Below are 22,892 nucleotides of genomic sequence, written 5' to 3' on the forward strand. Positions count from 1 at the left end.
CTTCAGCAAGCGGTTGCTCTTTCGGATCAACTGACGATGCGCAGGTTCGACAATTCGTTGCCGATCGCCTTGAAGTCGTCAGAAAGCGTGGCGCCGGTCGAGTTCCAGAATAGCTTCGCCGGCTTGCTCGGGTCGGCAGGGTCTCTGCGGAAGCGGGAGTCGGAAGCGCAAGCCTTTAGCGCAGCCATGGCCTTCTTCTCGTCCGCCTTGGTGTCAACCAAATCGAGCGAGACCGTCATCACCATGATCCCGGCCGCCTTGGCATTGGCGCATAGCGTCTGCATCTGTTCGTCAAGCGCGGCGGTGTAGTTGCCGTCCGTATAGGTGGTCTTAGGCACCGCGGTGCTCGTATTCATGAACAGGCGCGTGACGCTTGCCAGTGCGGAATTGACTTTGCCTGTATAGCCATAGGCCGCATAGGTGGAACGGTTGTTGGCGTAATTGGCGTCGCTGATCGCGCTGTAGGTATTGGCGCCGTCGGTCAGCACGATTACGACCTTGTCGTTGCCCTTTTCGTTGTTTGGCCGACCTTCGGTGAAGGGTTCGTTGCTTGAGACTGTCCGCCAGCCCCAGGCGAGCCCCTCGGGTACGTTCGTATTGCCAGTTGGCGCCATAGCATTGATGGCGTCAGTCAGTTGCTGCTTCTGCGCACTCACCGTGACGTCCTTGAGGGGCGTGATTGGACTGGTGGTGCAGGCTGCGTTCGGGCCGTCACCGGCACCGGCCGAAGTCGAACCGTAAGGCTTCACCAGAAAGTACTTCCGCATGTCCGATTGCCGCTGAACCGCGGTTGGGTTTAATGAATAAGGCCAGTCTGCCCACCAATTGTTCTCGTAGCCGTAGCTCAAGCTGTTGACATCATTCGCGCCGTCGCGGTTGAAGTCGCGCCACAGCGTGCCGGGCTCGTCCGGAGCGAACATGGGCACAAAGAGCGTCGCAGGATTGGACGTGGTCGGCGTCGTGTCGTCGTCGTTGTAGGGATAAGGCCTCGCTTCGACGCACCCCTGCCAACTCGCATAGCGGCTGGTAGTGTAGACATATTGCGGGTCAGTCCAATGTCCGTCGGTGCATTTGCCCTTTTTGTTGTACGCGTCGCAGATGTACTGCTTTGAGTTCGGCACCTCTTCGCGACCCGATTCCACGGTCATGTCGGCATAAAGGCTGAAGCGGGTCAGGGGCTCACCCTTGGTATCGCCCCAACCGTCACCGCGTTTGTACCAGGCGCCATTGACCTTCTCGGCGTACTTGTTCGGATCGTTGGCGGCGCTCATCGTCGTCCAGTCGAAATTCTCGTGCTGGACCGGGGAGATACCATCTTGATCCATCCAGCTGTCGCCGTCATGCGTCGGCCCGACATTGACCGAGGCAGAGAACGGAACCAGCGAGAACTGCACTGGCTTGGAGATCTGCTTCATCTGCTGGGCCTGCAGCGCCAGCGTGTCGACCAACTGCTTGGCGGCGGCTTTTAGCAGGTCAATACGCTTCTGCCCGGTTCCCGAGCCCAGGGTCGACATCGATCCGGAATTATCCAGCACGAGCGCCACTTCCAGCGTGTTCTTAAGTCGGATTTCCGACCTCGCCGAAACATTGACTACGTGGTCGCCCGCAGTCCCGCCGAGCAGCATCGCCGCCGCCGGCAGGAAATAGGGGTGATATTTGAGGGACGCCTCCAGGACCAGGGTGCCGCCGCCGGCATTGTTGTTGGGCAGCGTGACGGTCAGCGTCGTGTTGGCCGGAAGCACGTGCCTGAGATTGGCCTCGAAGAACTGCTTGGCGTAGGCCTTCGCGTCCGCGTCGCTCGCTCCGCTGACGATCTGTTGCGCTGTCGCGACCCCAGCAGCATCTAGGGCGTTGAGCGTCTCCTGCTTCTCTCTAACCATTTCCGTAAAATCGACGGCCAGTGCCACGGCACCCATCAGCGGCACCATCGTGATGACTGTCAACAGGGCGTAGTTGCCCCGCTTGTCGCCTATAAATCTGCCGATCATTGCGCTCAGCCCCCGCAAAAGACCCATACCGGTATACGACCATGGTCCTAGTTCGGTGCTACCATGGTCATAGATCCTTAAATTTCAGCTTGCCCGAAACGTTCAAGCACGCACCGCCATTTTGACGGCGTGTTAACCCTGCGCTTCCGAACGGGCGTGGTCGCGGCTCGTCCCGGCGGCGATGGCGAAAGCTGGTGACAGGATGGAGCGCTTCGGTTATGCGGGACCGGCCGTGGCGGCCTCCGAACCAAAAGGATGGCTGTCGCGGCTTTGCCTAGACCAGTCTCAGGATAACGGCATGGCGGACTCGCCAAACATCATCGCTTCGCTCACCGATCTGACGGAAAACTACGCGGCCATCCTGTGCGACGTGTGGGGCGTGGTGCACAATGGCGAATGGCACTTCCCCGTCGCCGCGGAGGCGCTTGCCCGGGCGCGCGCGGCAAAAGTGCCGGTGGTGCTGATCACCAATTCGCCGCGGCGCAGCGCCGACGTCGTTGCGCAGATGCATGCGATCGGCGTTCCGGCTGAAGCCTACGACCGTGTCGTCACCTCGGGCGACGTCACGCGCGACTTGATCGCCGAGGGTCCGAGGAAGATCTTCCACATCGGGCCCGAGCGCGACTTCACCCTCTATGACGGCTTGGACGTCGAACTCGTGGAGGAATTCGAAGCCTCCGGCGTCGTCTGCACCGGGTTCTATGACGACGAGGTGGAGAAGCCCGCCGAATACGCGGAACTGCTGCAGCGGCTGCGTGCCCGCAACCTGCCCTTCATCTGCGCCAACCCCGACATCCTGGTCGAGCGCGGCGAGCGCACCATCTGGTGTGCCGGCGCGCTGGCGCGCGACTACGCGCAGCTTGGCGGCCGCACGCTGATCGCCGGCAAGCCTTTCGCGCCGATCTACAACCTCGCCATGAAGGAGGTCGCCGGGCTGCTCGGCCACGCGGCCGAGCGCAAACAGGTTCTCGCCATCGGCGATGGCATGATGACCGACGTCAAGGGTGCCGCCGACAACGGGTTCGACGTGCTCTATGTCTCGGGCGGGATTCATGCGCGCGACTATGGCGACCCGCTGCGGCCGGATCCCGAAAGGCTGGCGGGATTCCTCACGACGCACGGTTATCGCCCGGTCGCCGTCATCCCGCGGCTGCAATAGGCGGGAAGCCGGACCATGACGGGCGCCCCGACATCACGCAGGTCGACATGACGCACGATTTCGAACGCATTTCGGCGGTCACGCCGTTGCCCGGGCATCTGCGCGGCGGCGTCGTGGCGATCGGCAATTTCGACGGCGTCCACCGCGGCCATCTGTCGGTGCTGGAACGGGCGCTGGCCGAAGCCGGCCGCCGCCGCGTGCCGGCCCTGGTGCTCACCTTCGAGCCGCACCCGCGCAAGGTGTTCAGGCCGGACGTGCCGCTCTTCGTGCTGACGCCGCCGCCGATGAAGGCGCGGCTCCTGGCCAGGCTCGGCTTTGCCGCCCTCGTCGAGCAGCCGTTCACGCGCGACTTCGCCTCGCTCTCGGCCGAGGCATTCGTGACCGATGTGCTGGAAATCAGGCTGGGCGTCAGCCATGCCGTCACCGGTTTCGACTTCCACTTCGGCAAGGACCGCCAGGGCGGCCCGGCTTTCCTGATGGCGGCCGGCGAACGCCACGGCTTCGGCGTCACGCTGGTCGACGCTTTCCGCGACGAAGGTGCCGAGGTCGTCTCGTCCAGCCGCATCCGCGCCCTGCTTTGCGAAGGCAAGGTCGGGGAAGCAGCCGGCCTGCTCGGCTATCGCTTCACCGTCGAGAGCGAGGTGATCGCCGGCCAGCAGCTCGGCCGCACGCTTGGCTTTCCGACCGCCAATATGAAGCTTTCGCCGGAAGCCACTCTGAAGGAAGGCATTTACGCCGTCCGCTTGCGCCGCGCCGATGGCACGCTCCATGACGGCGTCGCCAGCTTCGGCCGCCGGCCGACCGTCGACGATAATGGCGTGCCGCTGCTCGAAACCTATGTCTTCGATTTCTCCGGCGATCTCTATGGCGAGATCTGCCAGGTGTCGTTCTTCGGCTATCTGCGCCCCGAGCTCAAATTCGATGGGCTCGATGCGCTGGTCGCGCAGATGAAGCGCGACGAGGCCGAGGCGAGGGCGCTGCTCGCAGGTGTGCGTCCGCTATCGGAGCTGGACGCCGCCATCTGTTTCTGAGGTCTGGAAGGCGCGGTGGCGAAGAGAAGCGTCAAAGCGCTTGCGTCCGGCTAGCAGATTGCAAACCTTGGTGATTGGCGAAACGCCCTCTCATGTCGTCATCCCAGGGTCTTCGCGACGGAGCTTCTGCTTCGCCTGGGATGACGATGTTGGGCAGGCTTCGGCCGATCGCGAAGGTCGAGTAACCTACCGCTTGAGCGCCAGCCCGGTGGCAATGAAGCTCCAGCCTTGGAAGACCAGGTCGACGGCCAGGAACATGCCGAGCACCCACAGGCTGTTGACCGGCCAGCCCATGGCGATGATCAGGCCAAGCAGGATGGTGATGATCGCGGCTGCCAGCAGCCATCCCCAGCCTTGCTGCGGCCGGTGGTTCCAGGCGACCCAGGCCCTCAGCAGCCCGGAAGCAATGAGCGCGACGGCGAGCAGAAACGTCAGCACCGCCGAGGCGAGCAGTGGGTTGTAGAAGGCGAAAAAGCCGGCGACGGCATAGAGCAGGCCACTGAGCAACCAGTAGAAGAAGCGCCCCCAGGTCTTGACGCCGAACGCATGGATGATCTCGATGACGCCCCCCATCAGCATCAGCCAGCCGACGACATAGACCGAAGCGACGGTGGCGATGAAGAGATTGCCGAAGGCGATGCCGCCGAAAATCAGCAGCAGCACGCCGAGCGCCACGAACCATCCCCATTTGTCGCGCGTGCGTCCGATCGCGTCTTCCAGGGTATTGCCTTGCAAGCTCATGGCTTCGTCTCCCTGCAGAGTTCGCCGCGCATCCTGCGGTTGAAGGAAGGTAATCCCGATGTGATCACCCGTCCAGCGCGGTGGCTATTGCCAAGATGCACCGAAGCTGGTGTCATTTGACTTTGCGCAATGGAGGTACGGCGATGAAGCGATCCTATGGGCTCGCCCTGTTTTCCTCGGCTCTCGCCCTGTCCACTGTCGCTTCGCCTCCCGCCTTCGCGGCGCAGCCCGGCGATCCGCCGGACGGCATCGCCAAGATAGAGACGGTGGTCGTCATCTTCGCCGAGAACCGCGCCTTCGATAATCTCTATGGCCATTTTCCGGGTGCCGAGGGCATCGACAAGGCGAGCAAGGAAAGCTTGCAGCAGCGCGACCGTGACGGCTCGGTCCTGTCAGAACTGCCGCCGGTCTGGGACGGGCTGACCGCCAAGGGCGTCACGCCGCCGGTGACGCAGGCAATGACCGAGCACCTTCCGAACGAACCGTTCACGGTGAACGACCCAAAAGGGTTCAACGTGCCGCTCAGCGTCGTGACGCATGATCTGTGGCATCGCTTTTACCAGAACCAGATGCAGATCAACGGTGGCAAGAACGACATGTTCGTCGCCTGGGCCGATTCAGGCGCCATGCCGATGAGCAACTGGGACGCCTCCAAGACCGATATGTGGGCCATTGCGCAAAAATACGTGCTCGCTGACCATTTCTTCATGGGCGGCTTCGGCGGCTCCTTCTTCAATCACCAGTGGCTGATCTGCGCCTGCGCGCCGTACTACGCGAATGCCGACAACAGCCCGGCCAAGCCGTCGATCGCGGTGACGGACGCTAGCGGCACAGCGCTGAAGATCGCCGACAATTCGCCGAAATCGGCGCGCGACGGGATCCCGAAATTCGTCTCCGACGGCAACCTGACGCCGGATTTCTACGCGGTGAACACCATGCAGCCGCCATACCAGCCGAGCGGCAACGATCCGGCGCCCGGCGGCGACCGGCTGCTCGCGGATCCTACCAAGCCCACCACGCTGCCGCCGCAGACGGAACCGACCATCGGCGACATGCTCAGCCTCAAGCACATAAACTGGGCGTGGTATTCCGGAGCCTGGCAGTACACGCTCGACCACGGCAACAAAACACCGATCCCGAACTTCCAATATCATCATCAGCCGTTCAACTATTACGCCAATTACGCTCCGGGCACCGAGGCCAGGCGCGAACATCTGCGCGACGCCGGGTTGACTGGCGCGAGCTTCATCCAGGCCATCGACGACGGCGCCCTGCCGCAGGTCTCTTTCTATAAGCCGCAGGGCAATCTCAACGAGCACTCCGGCTATGCCGACATCCAGGCCGGCGACCGCCATATCGCCGACGTCGTGGCTCATCTGGAAAAGAGCCCGCAATGGCCGCACATGCTGGTCGTCGTCACCTATGATGAGAACGGCGGCATCTGGGATCACGTCGCACCGCCCAAGGGCGACCGCTGGGGACCGGGCACGCGCATTCCCGCGATCATCATTTCGCCTTTCGCCAAGCGCGGCTATGTCGATCATACCCCTTATGACACGACGTCGATCCTGCGCTTCATCACCGAGCGTTTCGAATTGCCGGTCCTGCACGGCATCGTGGTTCGCGACAAGGCCGTAGCCGCGCATGGCGAGCCGCCGCTCGGCGATCTTACCGGCGGGCTTGACCTGAATTGAGGGCGCGTTTTCGGAGGACCAACATGGACGCCGACCGGATCGTCGCGCTGGTCACGGCTGCCGGCATCGAGCTCACCGACCGGCGCCGCAACGCCAAAGGTGATGGTTGGTCGCTTAGCTTCTCCAGCGGCGCCACCGTTGAGGTGGGTGACGACGGATCGGCACGCGTCGCGGGGAAGGGCTCGAAGGCCGTGGCCAAGCTGCTGGACATGTCGCACGCGCCGCGCGGCAGCTGAGCCGGGCGGCCGATCTCCATGCTGGCGGTCCGCGCCGTCTCTGTTACGGATCTTAAGTCAAAATTTACCGCACTGACGCCATGCCTTCTGCGCTGCCCGGTGTTCCTGCCGGCCTGTTTCGCGTAAGGGTTGACGATGCGTATTGTCGGGACGATTCCGCTGGTTCTCGCCTCTGGCCTGATGGCCGTCACCTCTGCCCAGGCCGGCGAGGGGAGCTGGATTTCCGGCGACTGGTACCTGACGCTCGGCGCCACCGGTCTCGTTGCCCCGAATTTCGAGGGCGGCAAGAAATATATGCTGAGCGCCCAGCCCATCATCTCGCTCGGCAAGGCAGGGCCGGAGGCGCGTTTCACCTCGCGCAACGACAACATCTCGCTGGCGCTGATCGACGACGGCAGCGTGCGCGCCGGCTTGACCGGCAAGTTCCTGTTCTCGCGTTCCAGCAAGGACGAATTGCAAGGCCTTGATCCGGTGCGCTGGGGCGGCGAGGTCGGCGGCTTCTTCGAATTCTATCCGCTGGATTGGGTGCGGGCCCGGGCGGAGCTCAGACACGGCATCCGCGCCCATAACGGCTTCGTCGCCGACATCGCGGCGGACGCCTTCTACGACGTCACCCCGACCGTCCGCATTTCCGGCGGCCCCCGTGTCTCCTTCGCCTCGGCCGGCTATTTCGACGCCTATTACGGCGTCAACGCCACGGAAGCTGCGGCCTCGGGCCTCAGCGAATACCATCCGGGCGGCGGGCTGAAGTCGACCGGGCTCGGCGGCGCGATCACCTGGAAAGTGACCGAGCCGATGACGGCCAGCGTCTTCACCGAATATTCCCGCCTGATGGGGCCGGCGGCCGATTCCAGTCTGGTCAAGGAGCGCGGCGACCGCGATCAGTGGACCGTTGGCGTGTCGACCACCTACCGTTTCAATTTCTCGATGTAAGTCAAAATACCGGCGCTTTGGCTTGAAATCCGCGCTTTATTCCTGCCGCGGCATCCGCTAAAAGCCACGCCATGACGAGCTTTTCGCGCCTTTTTGCGATCGCGATACGAATTACGGGCCCGGTGTTCCGGGTGGCCTGAGCGCCGCCGGAGCCGCCGGGACTTTTGCGCGCGGCCCCCTCGCGCTTTTTCCAGATCATGATAGTTCAACGCCCGAGCTATTTTGCCAACGGGCAATGCACATGGCAGACCAATGACCGACACCCCCGTGACCGATACTGCTGAAACCATCGACTATTCCAAAACGCTTTACCTGCCGCAGACCAATTTCCCGATGCGCGCCGGCCTGCCCGAGAAGGAGCCCGGCTTGGTCAGGCGCTGGCAGGACATGGAGCTTTACCGCAAGCTGCGCGATGAAGCCGCCGGCCGAGAGAAATTCGTGCTGCATGACGGGCCGCCCTATGCCAATGGCAACATCCATATCGGCCACGCCCTCAACAAGATCCTCAAGGACGTCATCAACCGCTCCTTCCAGATGCGCGGCTACGACGCCAACTACGTGCCTGGCTGGGACTGCCATGGCCTGCCGATCGAGTGGAAGATCGAGGAGCAGTACCGGGCCAAGGGCAAGAACAAGGACGAGGTGCCGGTCAACGAGTTCCGAAGGGAATGCCGCGACTTCGCCGCCCACTGGATCAAGGTGCAGGGCGACGAGTTCCAGCGGCTCGGCGTCATCGGCGATTTCGACAATCCCTATACGACCATGGCCTATCACGCCGAGGCGCGGATCGCCGGCGAGCTTTTGAAATTCGCCATGTCCGGCCAGCTCTATCGCGGCTCGAAGCCGGTGATGTGGAGCGTGGTCGAGCGCACCGCGCTCGCCGAGGCCGAGGTCGAATACCAGGACTATGAGAGCGACACGATCTGGGCGAAGTTCCCGGTGGCGAGCCTTGCCCGGCCGGTCGACGCCGCCGATGCCGCGCCGGCGCTGAATGGGACGGCACTCGACCTGCTGGAGGCGCATGTCGTCATCTGGACAACGACGCCCTGGACGCTGCCCGGCAATCGCGCTGTCAGCTTTTCGCCGCGCGTCGCCTATGGCCTCTACGAAGTGACCGCGGCCGAGAACAGCTTCGGGCCGCAGCCCGGCGAGAAGCTGATCTTCGCCGACGCGCTGGCGGAGGACGCCGCTTCCAAAGCCAAGGTCAACTTGAACCGGCTTCACAACGTCTCCCCTGAACAGGCTGCAAGTCTTACGCTTTCGCATCCTTTCAGAGGACTGGGCGGCGGCTACGAGTTCCCCGTGCCGATGATCGCCGGCGAGCATGTCACCGACGATGCCGGCACCGGCTTCGTGCACACCGCGCCCAGCCACGGCCGCGAGGACTTCGATGCCTGGATGGATGCGGTGGCCGAACTCATCAAGCGCGGCGTCGACACCTCGATCCCGTTCCCGGTCGACGATGCCGGCTTCTTCACCAAGGACGCGCCGGGCTTCGGCCCGGACCGCGAGGGCGGCCCCGCGCGCGTCATCGACGACAACGGCAAGAAGGGGAACGCGAACCAGGCGGTGATCGAGGAACTGATCAAGCGCAACGCGCTGTTCGCGCGCGGCCGGCTGAAGCACAGCTATCCGCATTCCTGGCGCTCGAAGAAGCCCGTCATCTTCCGCAACACGCCGCAATGGTTCGTCTATATGGACAAGGACCTCGGCGACGGCACGACGCTGCGCAGCCGCGCGCTGCAGGCGATCGACGACACGCGCTTCGTGCCGGCGGCCGGCCAGAACCGCATCCGCGCCATGATCGAGGAGCGCCCCGACTGGGTGCTGTCGCGCCAGCGTGCCTGGGGCGTGCCGATCGCCGTCTTCGCCGATGCCGACGGCAATGTGCTGAAGGACGAGGCGGTCAACCAGCGCATCATGGACGCCTTCGAGCAGGAGGGCGCCGACGCATGGTTCGCGCCGGGCGCCAAGGAGCGCTTCCTCGGCAACCACGACGCCTCGAAATGGCACCAGGTGACGGACATCCTCGACGTCTGGTTCGATTCCGGCTCGACGCATGTCTTCACGCTGGAGGATCGGCCCGACCTCAAATGGCCGGCCGACGTCTATCTCGAAGGCTCCGACCAGCATCGCGGCTGGTTCCACTCCTCGCTGCTCGAAAGCTGCGGGATGAGGGGCAGGGCGCCTTACGAGACGGTCATCACCCATGGCTTCACCATGGACGAGGAAGGCCGCAAGATGTCGAAGTCGCTCGGCAACACGGTCGTGCCGCAGGACGTGATAAAACAGTCCGGCGCCGATATCCTGCGGCTCTGGGTGGTGACGACCGACTACTGGGAAGACCAGCGGCTCGGCAAGAACGTGCTGCAGACCAATATCGACGCCTACCGCAAGCTGAGGAACACCATTCGCTGGATGCTGGGCACGCTCGCCCATGACGATGGCGAGGACGTGCCGCTGGACAAGATGCCGGAGTTGGAGCGGCTGATGCTGCACCGGCTGTCCGAACTCGACGAGGCGGTGCGCCAGGGCTACGACGCCTTCGAGTTCAAGCGCATCACCCGCGCGCTGCTCGACTTCATGGTGGTGGAGCTTTCGGCCTTCTATTTCGACATCCGCAAGGACGCGCTCTACTGCGACGCGCCGTCCAGCTTGCGCCGCAAGGCGGCAGTGCAGGTCGTGCGCCATCTCTTCGAATGCCTGGTGAAGTGGCTGGCACCGATGCTGCCTTTCACGATGGAAGAGGCCTGGCTCGACCGTCACCCCGAAGCCGCCTCGGTGCATCTCGACCAGTTCCCGGCCATTCCGGATAACTGGAGGAACGAGGCGCTGGCCGAGAAATGGCGCAAGGTCCGGCAGGTGCGCCGCGTCGTCACCGGCGCGCTTGAGATCGCGCGCGCCGATAAACTGATCGGCTCCTCGCTGGAAGCCGTGCCGGTGGTCACCATCGACGATGCGGCGCTGGAAGCAGCCATCGCCGATGTCGACATGGCCGAGATGGCGATCACCAGCGATCTGGTCATCAGCCATGGCAAGGCGCCGCAAGGCGCTTTCACGCTGGATGACGTCAAGGGCGTCGCGGTCGTCGTCGAGAAGGCCCAGGATCGCGGTCTGGTCAAATGCGCGCGCTCCTGGCGCTACACGGCCGATGTCGGGCAGGATCCGGAATTTCACGATGTCTCGGCCCGCGATGCTGCCGTGCTGCGTGAACTTAGGGCACTCGGTCGTTTGTAGGTGCATGTCGCCCAAGAGTGCGCAGCGGTTTTGGGCTAACGATATGCACCCATGAAATAAGTGCAAAAGTGCCACGCCGGGCGGCGCAAATTCGCCCGCGCGTTGCCCTTGACAAGTGGTTGAGGTAAACACGCGACACTCCGGCAGACAAATTGTCGCCGGATTTCCATCGCAAACGCGGGGAAGAAGGGGACCGCGCCCCTGTGGCCGGTGGCGACCGAAAGGCTTTAAAGTGGGACTTTTTGGCATGACCGAAAGAACGTTTGCGCGCGCCGCGCTGCTGGCGCCGCTTGTGGCATCGGCCATAGCCATGTCGGGCTGCGTCGGCTCTCCGACCTACGGAACCGACAAGACCGCCGCCGAGCAACTCGCCGACGACGTTTCGGGCGCCATCGCGATCACGCCGAAGCGCCGCGATCCTATCGACTATAAGCCGCGCCCGGACCTGGTGAAGCCTGCGCCGGGACAGAAGGAAACTCTGCCGCCACCGCAGGAAAGCATCCAGACGGCGAGCGCCGACTGGCCCGAATCGCCCGAGGCGCGCCGCGCCCGCATTCGCGCCGACGCGACCGCCCACCAGAACGACCCGAACTACCAGCCGGAAGCGGTCGAGGACGTTCAGACCGACCCGGTGGCGGTGAAGAAGGCTTTGGCCGATTCTGCATCCAGCCATCCGCCGCGCTGGTCGCCGGACGATTCCAGCGCGACCCGAACCGCCGAGATCCAGCGCCGCCTCGCGGAGCAGAAGCAGGGCAATCCCAATGTCCGCAAGTATTTGAGCGAGCCGCCGCTTGCCTATCGTCAGGCCGCCGACACCGCGCCGCAAAACGAGCTCGGCGAGGACGAGTACAAGAAGGAGCGCCGGCTCAAGGCGCAGGCGGAAGGCAAGAAGGGCGGCGGCTGGTTTGACTGGCTGGGGCTGTAAGTAGCGAATAGCGAATTGCGAATAGGTCTCTGTTGCTCACTACTCACGACCTGCTTCTTTGCTACTCACTGCTTGCGTCAACCATTCACCATTCACTGCCATTCCGCCTCTCGCGAAAGAACTCCTTCAGGATGAGGGCCGCTTCGCTTTCGCCCAAGCCGGAATAGACGTCCGGCGCGTGGTGGCAGGTGGGCGAGGCGAAGAAGCGCACGCCGTTGACCACCGCGCCGCCCTTCTCGTCGGCCGCGCCGAAATAGAGCCGGCGGAGTCTCGCGAACGAAATGGCGCCGGCGCACATGGCGCAGGGCTCGAGCGTCACATAGAGATCGTGACCGGTAAGCCGCTCGCTGGCGAGTTGCCGGCAGGCTTCGCGGATCGCCAGCATTTCGGCATGCGCAGTCGGATCGGCCAACTCGCGCGTGCGGTTGCCGGCCTTGGCCACGACAATGTTGCCGTTGGCGATCACCGCGCCGACCGGCACTTCGCCCCGGCTTGCGGCCGCTTCGGCTTCCTTGAGCGCCAAAGCCATGAAATCCGGCCGCTTCACGCGCTTTGCATTCCGATTACTCCTCGCCACCCGACGGTGATCCTGTTATCTAGCGCGTGACCCTGAAAACCGGAATCGGTTTTTGCCGCGCTGCTGCATGCGCAAATCAAGATGACACTGCCTGCATAACGTGTCCGACCGGGCGCGTACGCCGCGGCAGTCCAAGAAGAGCAAGATCCATATGGACGACGACAAGAAATCATCACGCAAAGGGCCGGGCAAAGGCGGATCGAAACCGACGCCGCGCGGCGACAAGCCGTTCCGCCAGGGAGCGCGTTCGCAGGGCAAGCCCTTCGAGAAGCGCGATGGCGCGCGCAAGCCTTACACGCAGCGTGACGACAGGCCGATGGCCGCCGATGGCGAGCGCCCCGCGCGCGATTTCAAGCGCAGCTACAAGCCGCGCGCCGTCGAGGGCGCGGAACGCGGAGAACGACCGTTCCGCAAAGGACCGCGCCCCGAGGGAAAGCCGTTCGAAAAACGCGATGGCGCCCGCAAGCCCTATACGCCACGTGGCGATCGGCCAGCGGCCGCGGAAGGCGAGCGCCGCGATTTCAAACGCAGCTATAAGCCTCGTGACGGGGGCGAAGGTGGAGAGCGTGGCGAACGACCGTTCCGCAAAGGTCCGCCGCGCGACGGCAAACCCTTCGACAAGCGCGAAGGGCGCAAGCCCTACACGCCGCGCGGCGACCGGCCGATGGCCGCCGAAGGCGAACGCGCCGAACGGCGCTTCGATCGCCCCAAGCGCGACTTCGGCGATCGGCCCAAGCGGGATTTCGGCGATCGGCCCAAGCGCGACTTGGCCGACCGGCCGCAGCGCGAAGACGGAGGCGACTTCGCGCAGCGCCCGAAGCGGGATTTCGCCGATCGAGCGCCGCGCGACAGCGCCGCGAGAAAGCCGGAAGGCGGCTTCAAGCCGCGCCCGCGGCCCTCAGAAGCAGCGCCGGAGGCCGGCGAGCGCATCGCCAAGCGGCTGGCGCGCGCCGGCATCGCCTCGCGCCGCGACGCCGAGGAACTCATCGCCGCCGGCCGCGTCAAGGTCAACGGCAAGGTGCTGTCGTCGCCGGCCCTCAACGTCATGCCCGACGACGTCATCCATCTCGACGGCACGGAGATCCCGCCGATCGAGCGCACAAGGCTGTTCCTGTTCCACAAGCCGGCAGGCGTGGTCACCACCAACCGCGATCCGGAAGGCCGCAAGACCGTCTTCGACATGCTGCCGGCCGATCTGCCGCGGCTGATGACCGTGGGTCGCCTCGACATCAACACCGAAGGGCTGCTGCTGCTGACCAATGACGGCGGGCTGTCGCGGGTGCTCGAACTGCCGGCCACCGGATGGCTGCGGCGCTATCGCGTGCGCGTCCACGGCAAGGTCGAGGAGAGCAAGCTCACCGCCCTGCGCGACGGCATTGCCGTCGACGGCGTCTTCTACGGCTCGGTCGAGGCCTCGCTCGACCGCGAGCAGGGCAGCAATGCCTGGCTGACGATCGGCCTGCGCGAAGGCAAGAACCGCGAGGTCAAGAACATCCTCGGCGCGTTGGGGCTGGAGGTGACGCGGCTGATCCGCATCTCCTACGGGCCGTTCCAGCTCAACGAGCTGCCCGAGGGCCACGTGCTGGAAATCAAGGGCCGCACGCTGCGCGAGCAGCTCGGCGAGCGGCTGGTTGAAGAGTCCGGCGCCAATTTCGACGCCGAGATCCAAAAACCGTTCTCCAACAAGCCGGTGCGACGCAGCGAGCCGCGCCGCGATGAGGACGAGCGGCCGAAATTCACGCGCGAGGGCGACCGCCGGCCGATCGGCGAGGGCGGGCTGATCAAGGCCCGCAAGCGCCGTGAGGGCAGCCGCGACGAGGCGCTGAGCAAGCTTTCGACGAAGCCCGAGCGAGCCTTCGGCGAACGCGGTCCCCAGTCTCGCTTCGACAAGTCTGGCTTCGACAAATCCGAGCGCGGCTTCGGTAAGTCCGAGCGCGGCTTCGGCGGCAAGGCCGGCGGCAAGAAAGGCGAACCGCGGCCGATCGAACCGCCCGGCCAGCGCAAGGCCAATGTCTGGATGGCGCCGGGCGCGCGTCCCATCGGCAAGGGCAGGGCGGAGGCCGACGCCGCGAAGGCCGCGGAAGCGAAGGCGCGGAAGGCGTCGTTCAGGCCGGGCGGCAAGGGCACGCCGTTCGGCAAGCCAAGAGACGATCGGCCGGAGGGAAGCGGCGGCGACAGGCCGCGCGGTCCGAAGGGGCCGAGGGGTGGCAATGCGGATCGTCGGCGGTGAGTTTCGCGGGCGTCCGCTGGCGACGCCGCGTTCCAATGCCATCCGTCCGACCACCGATCGCACCCGCGAGGCGGTGTTCAACGTGCTTGCGCATCGCTATGCCGAAAAGCTCGAAGGCGGCCGTGTGCTCGATCTCTTCGCCGGCACCGGCGCGCTCGGGCTGGAGGCGCTGTCGCGCGGCGCCCCCTACTGCGTCTTCATCGAGGAATCGGCGGAAGGGCGCGGGCTGATCCGCGACAATGTCGAGGCCTTCGGGCTCACCGGGCGGACCAAAATCTTCCGCCGCGACGCGACCCATTTGGGCGAAGCCGGCACGCTGTCGCCCTTCGGCCTGGTCTTTGCCGACCCGCCCTATGGCAAGGGCCTCGGCGAGCGCGCGCTGCGCTCGGCAAAAGCCGGCGGCTGGCTCCTGCCCGGCGCGCTCTGCGTGGTCGAGGAGGCGGCGTCCGCGCCGTTCGAACCGGGCGCCGGTTTTTCCGTGGTGGACGAGCGCGGCTATGGCGACACGGTGATCCGGTTTGTCGAGGTGGGGTGAGGGGCACGTCCCTTCTCCCGCAAGGGAAAAGGAAATGACGCACGCGCCTCGAAAATGACGAACAAATCACTTTGCCTCGCCATGGAACCTTTTCTATCGTCGCGCGACCGAAACCGGAGCATTTGATGACATTGAACACCAGAGGCCTGCGCGCAGCATTCCTTGCCGGCGCGCTGGCGTTCGCGGCGCAGGCTCCGGCACGCGCCGCCGACGAAGCCGCGGTCAAGGATTTCCTGCTCGAGAACGGCCTGGAAGTCGTCGTCATTCCGGACCATCGCGCCCCGATCGTCACTCATATGGTATGGTACAAGATCGGCAGCGCCGACGAGCCGCCCGGCAAATCCGGCATCGCGCATTTCTTTGAGCATCTGATGTTCAAGGCTACGAGCAACCACGCAGCCGGCGAGTTCGACCGCGCCGTGGCCGACATCGGCGGCTCGAACAACGCCTTCACCTCCTACGACTACACCGCCTTCCATGAGACGGTGCCGCCTTCGGCGCTCGAGGAGATGATGGGGTTCGAGGCCGACCGCATGCGCAACCTCGTCCTCACCGACGATGTCATCAAGACCGAGCGCGACGTTATCCTGGAAGAGCGCCGCTCGCGCATCGACAACGATCCGCAGGCAGTGCTGGACGAGGAGGTCGACGCGACGCTCTGGCAGAACCAGCCCTACCGCATTCCGGTGATCGGCTGGATGCAGGAGATGGAGCAATTGAACCGCGAGGATGCCAAGGCGTTCTACGACACCTTCTACCGGCCGAACAACGCCGTGGTGATCGTCGCCGGCGACGTCGATCCGGACGCGGTGAAGGCAATGGCCGAAAGGACTTACGGAAAGGTGGCGCGCGGGCCGGACCTGCGGCCGCGCATCCGCCCGGTCGAGCCGGAGCAGAACACCAAGCGCACCGTGACGCTGACCGATGCGCGCGTCTCGGTGCCGAGTTTTTCCACGCAATGGGTGGTGCCGTCCTATCACACCGCCAAGCCCGGCGAGGCGGAGGCGCTCGATCTCCTGGCCGAAATCCTGGGCGGCGACAACCGCAGCCGCCTCTACCAGCAGCTGGTGGTGAAGCAGGGCATCGCCTCCGGGACCGGCGCGTTCTTTCAGGGCACCATGCTCGACGCCACCAACTTCACCGTCTATGGCTCGCCGCGCGGCGACGCCAAGCTTTCCGATGTCGAAGCGGCGGTCGATGCCGAGGTCGCGCGCATTGCCAAGGACGGCGTGACCGGTGACGAGCTGGAGCGGGCCAAGACCCGCTATGTCCGTTCGATGGTCTTTGCTCGCGACAAGCAGGACGACATGGCCAATATGTACGGCTCGACGCTCGCCACCGGCGGCAACGTGAAGGATGTCGAGGAATGGCCCGACCGCATCCGCAAGGTCACTGCCGCAGAGGTCAAGGCCGCGGCCGCCCGCTACCTGGTGCTCGACCGCTCGACGACCGGCTATCTCCTGCCGCAACAACAGGCGGGGAATTGATGATGAGCATGGAACGCGGACGAATGGGCGCTTCTTCCCTTCTCCCCTTGTGGGGTCCGAAGGACGGGGCGAGACCCGTGGCTCGCCCCCGGGCGGTGGACGCGAAGCGGCCGGATGAGGGGCGCCCCAGCTGGGCGATATGCTCCTCCGTCTCGGCGCTGTGCGCCGATCCACCTTCTCCCACAAAGGGAGAAGGTGGGGTCTACCGTATCGTCGCAACCCTCTGCTTTGCCCTATTCTTCCTGCTCTTGCCGGCGCTGGCCGCCCACGCGGAGATGAACATCCAGGAGGTGAAGTCGAAGAAAGGCATCACCGCCTGGCTGGTGGAAGACCATTCGATCCCGCTGGTTGCCATCCGCTTCGTCTTCGACGGCGGCACCGCGCAGGACCCTGCCGGCAAGGAAGGTCTGGTCAATCTGATGAGCGGCCTGTTCGACGAGGGCGCCGGCGACCTCGACAGCGAGGCCTTCCAGTCGAAGCTGGACGACGCCGGCGCCGAGATGAGTTTTCAGGCTGCACGCGACGGCCTTTATGGCTCGATGCGCATGCTGTCCGATCAAAAGGACGAGGCGTTCGGCCTGCTGAAGCTGGCGGTGAACAGCCCGCGCTTCGACCAGGCGCCGATCGATCGCATCCGCGCCCAGATGCTTTCGGGCATTCTCGCCAATGAGCGCGACCCCAACACGATCGCCCAGCAGCGCTGGCTGCGCGCGATCTATGGCAAGCATCCCTATGCGCGGCCGGATGAGGGGACGAAGGAGAGCCTGGCCACCATAACGGCCGCCGACCTCAAGGCCTTTCGCAAAGCGAGTTTCGCGCGCGCCGGCCTGCATGTGGCGGTGGTGGGCGACATCGACGCCGCCACGCTCTCCGGCAAGCTGGACGAGGTGTTCGGCGACCTGCCGCAGACGCAGACGCTGGCCCAGGTGGCGGACGTGTCGCTGAAGCTCGGCCAGCAACTGGAAGTGAACTACGATCTGCCGCAGACCTCGCTGCAGCTTGCCTGGCCCGGCGTCAAACGGAGCGATCCCGATTTTTACGCGGCCGTGCTGATGAACGAGATCCTCGGCGGCTCGACTTTCACGTCGCGGCTTTACGAGGAGGTGCGCGAGAAGCGCGGCCTTGCCTATAGCGTCAGCTCCGATCTCGTCGATCACGAGCATTCCAACGCGCTGCTGGTCACGACGGCGACGCGTTCCGACCGCGCCGCCGAGACGCTCGCCATTGTGCGTCAGGTGGTGAAGGAGATGGCCGAGAACGGCCCGACCGAGGAGGAGCTCACGGCGACCAAGAAATACATGATCGGCGCCTACGCCATCAACAATCTCGACTCCTCCAGTTCCATTGCCGCGACGCTGGTCGAGCTGCAGCTCGACGATCTCGGCATCGACTACATCAGGCGCCGCGCCGCGCTGATCAATGCGGTGACGCTTGCAGACGTCAAGGCGGCGGCAAGGAAGCTTCTGTCGGCCGACCCGGCGATAATGGTGATCGGACCGCCGCTGGTGCAGGTGGCGGGAGCCCGCAAGGGATGAGCCCGACCTTCGCGGTTGCCTTCGGCGGCGGCGGCGCGCGCGGGCTGGCGCACATTCACGCCATCGAGGCGTTGGACGAGCTAGGGATCAAACCGGTGGCGATCGCCGGCTCCTCGATCGGCGCCATCATGGGCGCCGGCATGGCCGCCGGCATGCGAGGGGCGGAGATCCACGAGTACGGCCGCTTGATCCTCGGCAGCCGCGCCGAGGTGGCCGCGCGCATGTGGCGCTCGCGGCCGGGCACGATCGCCGAGGCCATGCAGGGCGGCATCCGCGTCGGCCAGTTCAATATCGAGCGCATCCTGAAGGCCTTCCTGCCTGACGCCATTCCGGCGACCTTCGAAGAGCTGAAGATTCCGCTCAAGGTGACGGCGACCGACTATTTCGGCCACAAGCTCGCGGTGTTCTCGCAGGGCGATTTGCAATCGGCGCTGGCGGCCTCGGCCGCCATTCCGGCGGTGTTCCGCCCGGTGATGCGCGACGACCGATTGCTGATCGATGGCGGCATCTACAACCCGGTGCCCTTCGACCTGGTCGAGAAGGATGCCGACATCATCATCGCCATCGACGTGGTCGGGGCGCCGAGCGACGTCGAACGCAAGCATCCGACCACGGTCGACCTCATGTATGGCGCCACGCAGCTGATGATGCAGTCGATCATCGCCAACAAGCTGCGGCAGCACCCGCCGGATATTCTTATCCGCCCGGCCGTCTCGAAATACCGCGTCCTCGATTTCCTGAAGATCGAGACGCTGATGGCCGACACCGTCGAGATCAAGGACGAGCTGAAGCGCGCCGTCGAGAAGGCGGTTGCCGAGCGCGGCGGCAAGCTGGGCAAGGGGGTGTGAGCGGTGGGACAGGCCTGATCCGCTACGTGGAAGACCGATTCTATTTACCTGTGCGATGCAGTTTATCCATGTCTGCGTACAAGTACGCATTTTGTCATTAACTCTTCTTCGAATTCGACATTGACGCGCGCGCTGCGGTAGAGTTAATAATATCCTAATATATAGGGTAGCGCGAATTACCTCCCGACCGGCAACAACGAGTACGGCGCTACTGGGGTAGGGGAAAGCAACGCGGCGATCATCGCCGTCGTAGCCATCACCATCGAGCCACCACCTGTCTGTGAACCGCCTTGGGCTGGCCGTTCACGGCCGGACCGTCGGGTTGCGCCTGGTTGCATGGCACATTCTGATCCTCTCCCCGTAAGATTGGGCGCCGATCCATTCGGCATGGGGTAGTCAGCCGTCTCCGACGGCCAACGAGCAGGCGCGGAGCGCGTCTGCCAGGGGGATGAAAATAATGGCTACGCAAATCTCCGGTGCCGGCGGCACCACGACGTCGTTCTCCAACACGCCGCAGGCACAGGGCGATGTCTTCAACTACACGGAAGACAACGTGGTCATCGTGTCCGCATCCCAATCCATCATCCTATTGGACGTTTTGGCGAATGATTTGGGCGGCAATGCCAAGACCCTCTATTCGATCGACGACGGCACGTCCGCATCGACGGCTACGAAGCAATACGCGCCGATCGACCTGACGACCCAGGATGCGCAGGCAACCGGCATCTCCGCCTGGGAAGACATCGGCGGCGGCGTGCTGATCCGCATCAACAACGGCAAGGTCGAGATGAACCTTAGCGGTTATCTCGCGCAGCACGGCTTCACGAGCCTGCAGGCGCTCGGAGCCGGCGACCACATCAACGAGACTTTTACCTACGCAATCAAGCTCGGCAATGGAACGTTGAGCTGGGCGAGCGTCTCGGTCAACATTCAAGGCACCAATGACGGCGCCACCATCACAGCGGCGCCGGGCGCGGACACGACTGTGGTGGAAGCTGGCGGCGTCGCCAACGGCACGCCCGGCGACCCCGGCGCACATGGTCAGCTGATCATTTCGGACGTTGATGCCGGCCAGAACCATTTTCAGGCACCGCCGAGCCTCCAGGGCATGTACGGCACCTTCACTTTCGATGCGACGACGGGAGCGTGGACCTACGCGCTGAACCAGGCACTTGCCGACCCGCTGACGCAGGGCCAGAATGTCACCGACACGTTGACCGTGACATCCGCGGATGGCACGGCGAATTACAACATCGTCGTCAATATTACCGGCACCAACGATGCCGCGGTGCTGTCGGCCGATGTGAGGAACCTGACCGAGACCGATGCGGCCGCCGACATATCGAGCAGCGGCCAGCTGACCATCTCGGATGTCGACAGCCCGGCGACCTTCGTCGCCCAGGCCGGCACGGTCGGGACCTACGGCACCTTCGCCATCGATGCCGCCGGCGCCTGGACCTACACGGCCTCCTCGGCGCACAACGAGTTCGCCGCCGGCACCACCTACACCGACACCTTCGACGTGGTCAGCGCCGACGGCACCCACACCTCGGTGACCATCAACATCGACGGCACCAACGATGCCGCCATCATCGCCGGCACCACCAGCGGTGCGGTCGACGAGGACGGCGCCGACGCCCCGGTGACGGCGACCGGCTCACTGACGGCAAGCGACGTCGACAACACCGCCAACGCCTTCCAGGCCGCCAGCGGCAATGGCGACTCCGGCTACGGCAGCTTCTCCATCGATGCTGCCGGCAACTGGACCTACACGCTCGACGACACCAATCCGGCGGTCGACGCTCTCAACGACGGCGATCCGCTCAGCGACTCCTTCACCGTCTATTCCGAGGACGGCACGCCCCAGCTGATCACCATCTCGATCACCGGCACCAACGATGCCGCCATCATCGCCGGCACCACCAGCGGTGCGGTCGACGAGGACGGCGCCGACGCCCCGGTGACGGCGACCGGCTCACTGACGGCAAGCGACGTCGACAACACCGCCAACGCCTTCCAGGCCGCCAGCGGCAATGGCGACTCCGGCTACGGCAGCTTCTCCATCGATGCTGCCGGCAACTGGACCTACACGCTCGACGACACCAATCCGGCGGTCGACGCTCTCAACGACGGCGATCCGCTCAGCGACTCCTTCACCGTCTATTCCGAGGACGGCACGCCCCAGCTGATCACCATCTCGATCACCGGCACCAACGATGCCGCCATCATCGCCGGCAACGGCGCCCAGGACGCTTCGGTCACGGAGAAGAGCGGCGTCGCCAACGGCACACCTGGCGATGCTTTCGCTTCGGGCGACCTCAATGCGACCGACGTGGACAATCCCGCGACCTTCAACATGCAGGCCGCAGTCGCCAAAAGCTATGGCACTTTCTCGATCGATGCCAACGGCGCCTGGAGCTACACGCTCGACGACAACAATGCGACCGTTCAGGCGCTCAACAGCAGCGGCGCGAACACCACGCTGCATGAACTGGTGACGGTCTCGACCGTCGACGGCACGCAGCAGGTGATAGACATCACCATCCACGGCGCCAACGACGCCGCGGTGATCAGCGGCACCTCGGCGGGGACCGTCATCGAAGCGGGCACCTCCAATGGCGGAGGCACGCCGACCGCCACCGGGGACCTTCTGTCGGCTGATGTCGACAACAGTACGGACGCCTTCCAGGCCGTCAATTCAGCGACGGCCAGCGCGCTCGGCTACGGCAGCTACACCGTGACCGCCGCGGGAGTCTGGACCTACACGCTCGACAACTCGAATCCGACGGTCAATGCCTTGACCGGCAGCCAGTCCTTGAGCGACAGCTTTACTGTCTTCTCCGAGGACGGCACGGCGAAACTGGTCTCGATTACCATTAATGGCGCTGACGACGGCGCACCGCGCTTTGCTCCGACTGACATCCAGCTTACACCAAGCACCACCACCGGGGATGTGAACTTCAGCTCGTTCCAGTTCACCGGAACACTAAGCGCCACCGATCCGGACCCCGGCAGCTTCGTCTACAGCATCACTTCGCAATCAGACCCGGGGCTGTTCTCGATCACCGGCAGCACGCTGAATTCCGGAGATCTTTCGCCGAGCAAGGCCTATTCCATCACCGTGCAGGCAACCCAGGTGGGCGACCCCGCAGGACCACCGTACCAGTATAGTGAGACGTTCCAGGTCATCACTGGCAGCAACGGCAATTCAAGCGACGCGCTTAACGGAGCCAACGGTGGCGATGACGTGCTCTACGGCAACGGCGGCGCAGACATCATTCTCGGCATGGCGGGCAACGACACGCTGTTCGGCCAAAGCGGCAATGACACGCTCAACGGTGGCGATGGCATTGACAAGCTTGTCGGCGGGGCCGGCACTGACACGCTTACGGGTGGTCTGGGAGCAGATACATTCTACTATGGCTCAGCCGTTGCGGATTCGCCCGCAACCGCCGCAAACGACACCATCACCGACTTCGTCCATGCCGTCGATAAGATCGACCTGTCATCGATCGATGCCAATACCGGCAGCGGCGGCGATCAGGCCTTCCTGTTCGGCGGTCAGAACGCGAACACCGTCGCCAACAGCATCACCTGGTCCGAAAGCGGCGGCAACACGATTGTGCGTGTCGATGTCGACGGCAACGCAACGGCTGATTTTCAGATCAGGCTGACCGGCGTCAACCTCGGACTGACGGCCAGCGACTTCGTGCTGTAAACAAAGAGGTGAGCCGCG

At 64.4% G+C, this 22,892-nt stretch carries 17 protein-coding genes; 13 read left to right on the forward strand and 4 right to left on the reverse strand.

The genetic code is table 11. The annotated features are described in order from the left end of the window. Positions 1–26: 26 nt before the first annotated feature. Positions 27–1,988 carry a pilus assembly protein gene (locus CK222_RS17040; protein WP_095801160.1) on the reverse strand — a complete coding sequence of 654 codons (1,962 nt, stop codon included), beginning with the start codon at positions 1,986–1,988 and terminating at the stop codon, positions 27–29. A 298-nt stretch (positions 1,989–2,286) separates the two neighbouring features. Between CK222_RS17040 and CK222_RS17045 the strand changes: the two genes are divergently transcribed. Both CK222_RS17045 and CK222_RS17050 read left to right on the forward strand, forming a co-directional pair. Further along, positions 2,287–3,147, forward strand: a complete 861-nt coding sequence (locus CK222_RS17045; protein ID WP_095801161.1) for a TIGR01459 family HAD-type hydrolase — start codon at positions 2,287–2,289, stop codon at positions 3,145–3,147. 47 nt (positions 3,148–3,194) lie between these two features. Next, positions 3,195–4,178, forward strand: a complete 984-nt coding sequence (locus CK222_RS17050) for a bifunctional riboflavin kinase/FAD synthetase (protein ID WP_067325110.1) — start codon at positions 3,195–3,197, stop codon at positions 4,176–4,178. A 186-nt stretch (positions 4,179–4,364) separates the two neighbouring features. On the opposite strand, the gene CK222_RS17055 is transcribed toward CK222_RS17050, so the two are convergent. After that, positions 4,365–4,919, reverse strand: coding sequence for an HdeD family acid-resistance protein (locus CK222_RS17055; protein ID WP_095801162.1), 555 nt, complete (start codon positions 4,917–4,919; stop codon positions 4,365–4,367). Positions 4,920–5,062: 143 nt separating this feature from the next. On the opposite strand from CK222_RS17055, the gene CK222_RS17060 reads away from it, so the two are divergent. From CK222_RS17060 to CK222_RS17070, 3 genes are all read left to right on the forward strand, one after another. Continuing rightward, complete coding sequence (locus CK222_RS17060; RefSeq protein WP_245433068.1) at positions 5,063–6,613, forward strand: acid phosphatase; 1,551 nt, start codon at positions 5,063–5,065, stop codon at positions 6,611–6,613. A 23-nt stretch (positions 6,614–6,636) separates the two neighbouring features. Then, positions 6,637–6,849 carry a hypothetical protein gene (locus tag CK222_RS17065; protein WP_066996644.1) on the forward strand — a complete coding sequence of 71 codons (213 nt, stop codon included), beginning with the start codon at positions 6,637–6,639 and terminating at the stop codon, positions 6,847–6,849. A 135-nt stretch (positions 6,850–6,984) separates the two neighbouring features. Next, complete coding sequence (locus CK222_RS17070; RefSeq protein WP_095778378.1) at positions 6,985–7,782, forward strand: MipA/OmpV family protein; 798 nt, start codon at positions 6,985–6,987, stop codon at positions 7,780–7,782. Between the two features lies 1 nt (position 7,783). Here CK222_RS17070 and CK222_RS17075 read toward each other — a convergent pair whose 3' ends face one another. Next, a complete protein-coding gene (locus CK222_RS17075) occupies positions 7,784–7,981 on the reverse strand; it encodes a hypothetical protein (RefSeq protein ID WP_067325119.1) in 198 nt (65 codons plus the stop codon). Between the two features lie 53 nt (positions 7,982–8,034). Here CK222_RS17075 and ileS point away from each other — a divergent pair, with 53 nt between their 5' ends. After that, the gene (ileS, locus tag CK222_RS17080) at positions 8,035–11,019 is read left to right on the forward strand and encodes an isoleucine--tRNA ligase (protein WP_176477661.1); all 2,985 of its coding nucleotides are present in this window, start codon (positions 8,035–8,037) and stop codon (positions 11,017–11,019) included. 247 nt (positions 11,020–11,266) lie between these two features. Next, entirely contained in the window at positions 11,267–11,944 is a 678-nt protein-coding gene (locus tag CK222_RS17085) for a hypothetical protein (RefSeq protein ID WP_082953915.1), read from the forward strand. Positions 11,945–12,029: 85 nt separating this feature from the next. Here CK222_RS17085 and CK222_RS17090 read toward each other — a convergent pair whose 3' ends face one another. After that, on the reverse strand, positions 12,030–12,491 hold the full coding sequence (locus CK222_RS17090) for a nucleoside deaminase (protein ID WP_066996659.1): 462 nt from the start codon (positions 12,489–12,491) through the stop codon (positions 12,030–12,032). Positions 12,492–12,672: 181 nt separating this feature from the next. Here CK222_RS17090 and CK222_RS17095 point away from each other — a divergent pair, with 181 nt between their 5' ends. From CK222_RS17095 to CK222_RS17120, 6 genes are all read left to right on the forward strand, one after another. Further along, positions 12,673–14,751, forward strand: coding sequence for a pseudouridine synthase (locus tag CK222_RS17095; protein ID WP_095801164.1), 2,079 nt, complete (start codon positions 12,673–12,675; stop codon positions 14,749–14,751). After that, positions 14,732–15,286 (forward strand): 16S rRNA (guanine(966)-N(2))-methyltransferase RsmD, encoded by a 555-nt coding sequence (gene rsmD, locus CK222_RS17100; RefSeq protein ID WP_067325125.1) that lies wholly within the window; start codon positions 14,732–14,734, stop codon positions 15,284–15,286. Before CK222_RS17095 ends, rsmD begins: the two co-directional genes overlap by 20 nt. A gap of 125 nt (positions 15,287–15,411) precedes the next feature. After that, entirely contained in the window at positions 15,412–16,773 is a 1,362-nt protein-coding gene (locus CK222_RS17105; protein ID WP_066996668.1) for a pitrilysin family protein, read from the forward strand. Between the two features lie 209 nt (positions 16,774–16,982). Beyond that, the gene (locus CK222_RS17110) at positions 16,983–18,308 is read left to right on the forward strand and encodes a pitrilysin family protein (protein ID WP_245433078.1); all 1,326 of its coding nucleotides are present in this window, start codon (positions 16,983–16,985) and stop codon (positions 18,306–18,308) included. Next, complete coding sequence (locus tag CK222_RS17115; RefSeq protein WP_095801166.1) at positions 18,305–19,156, forward strand: patatin-like phospholipase family protein; 852 nt, start codon at positions 18,305–18,307, stop codon at positions 19,154–19,156. Before CK222_RS17110 ends, CK222_RS17115 begins: the two co-directional genes overlap by 4 nt. 457 nt (positions 19,157–19,613) lie before the next feature. Beyond that, positions 19,614–22,874 (forward strand): VCBS domain-containing protein, encoded by a 3,261-nt coding sequence (locus CK222_RS17120; RefSeq protein ID WP_141247072.1) that lies wholly within the window; start codon positions 19,614–19,616, stop codon positions 22,872–22,874. Positions 22,875–22,892: the final 18 nt, after the last annotated feature.

Origin of the sequence: Mesorhizobium sp. WSM3866, assembly GCF_002294795.1 — a bacterium.
In the GTDB taxonomy this organism is placed as follows: Bacteria; Pseudomonadota; Alphaproteobacteria; order Rhizobiales; family Rhizobiaceae; genus Mesorhizobium.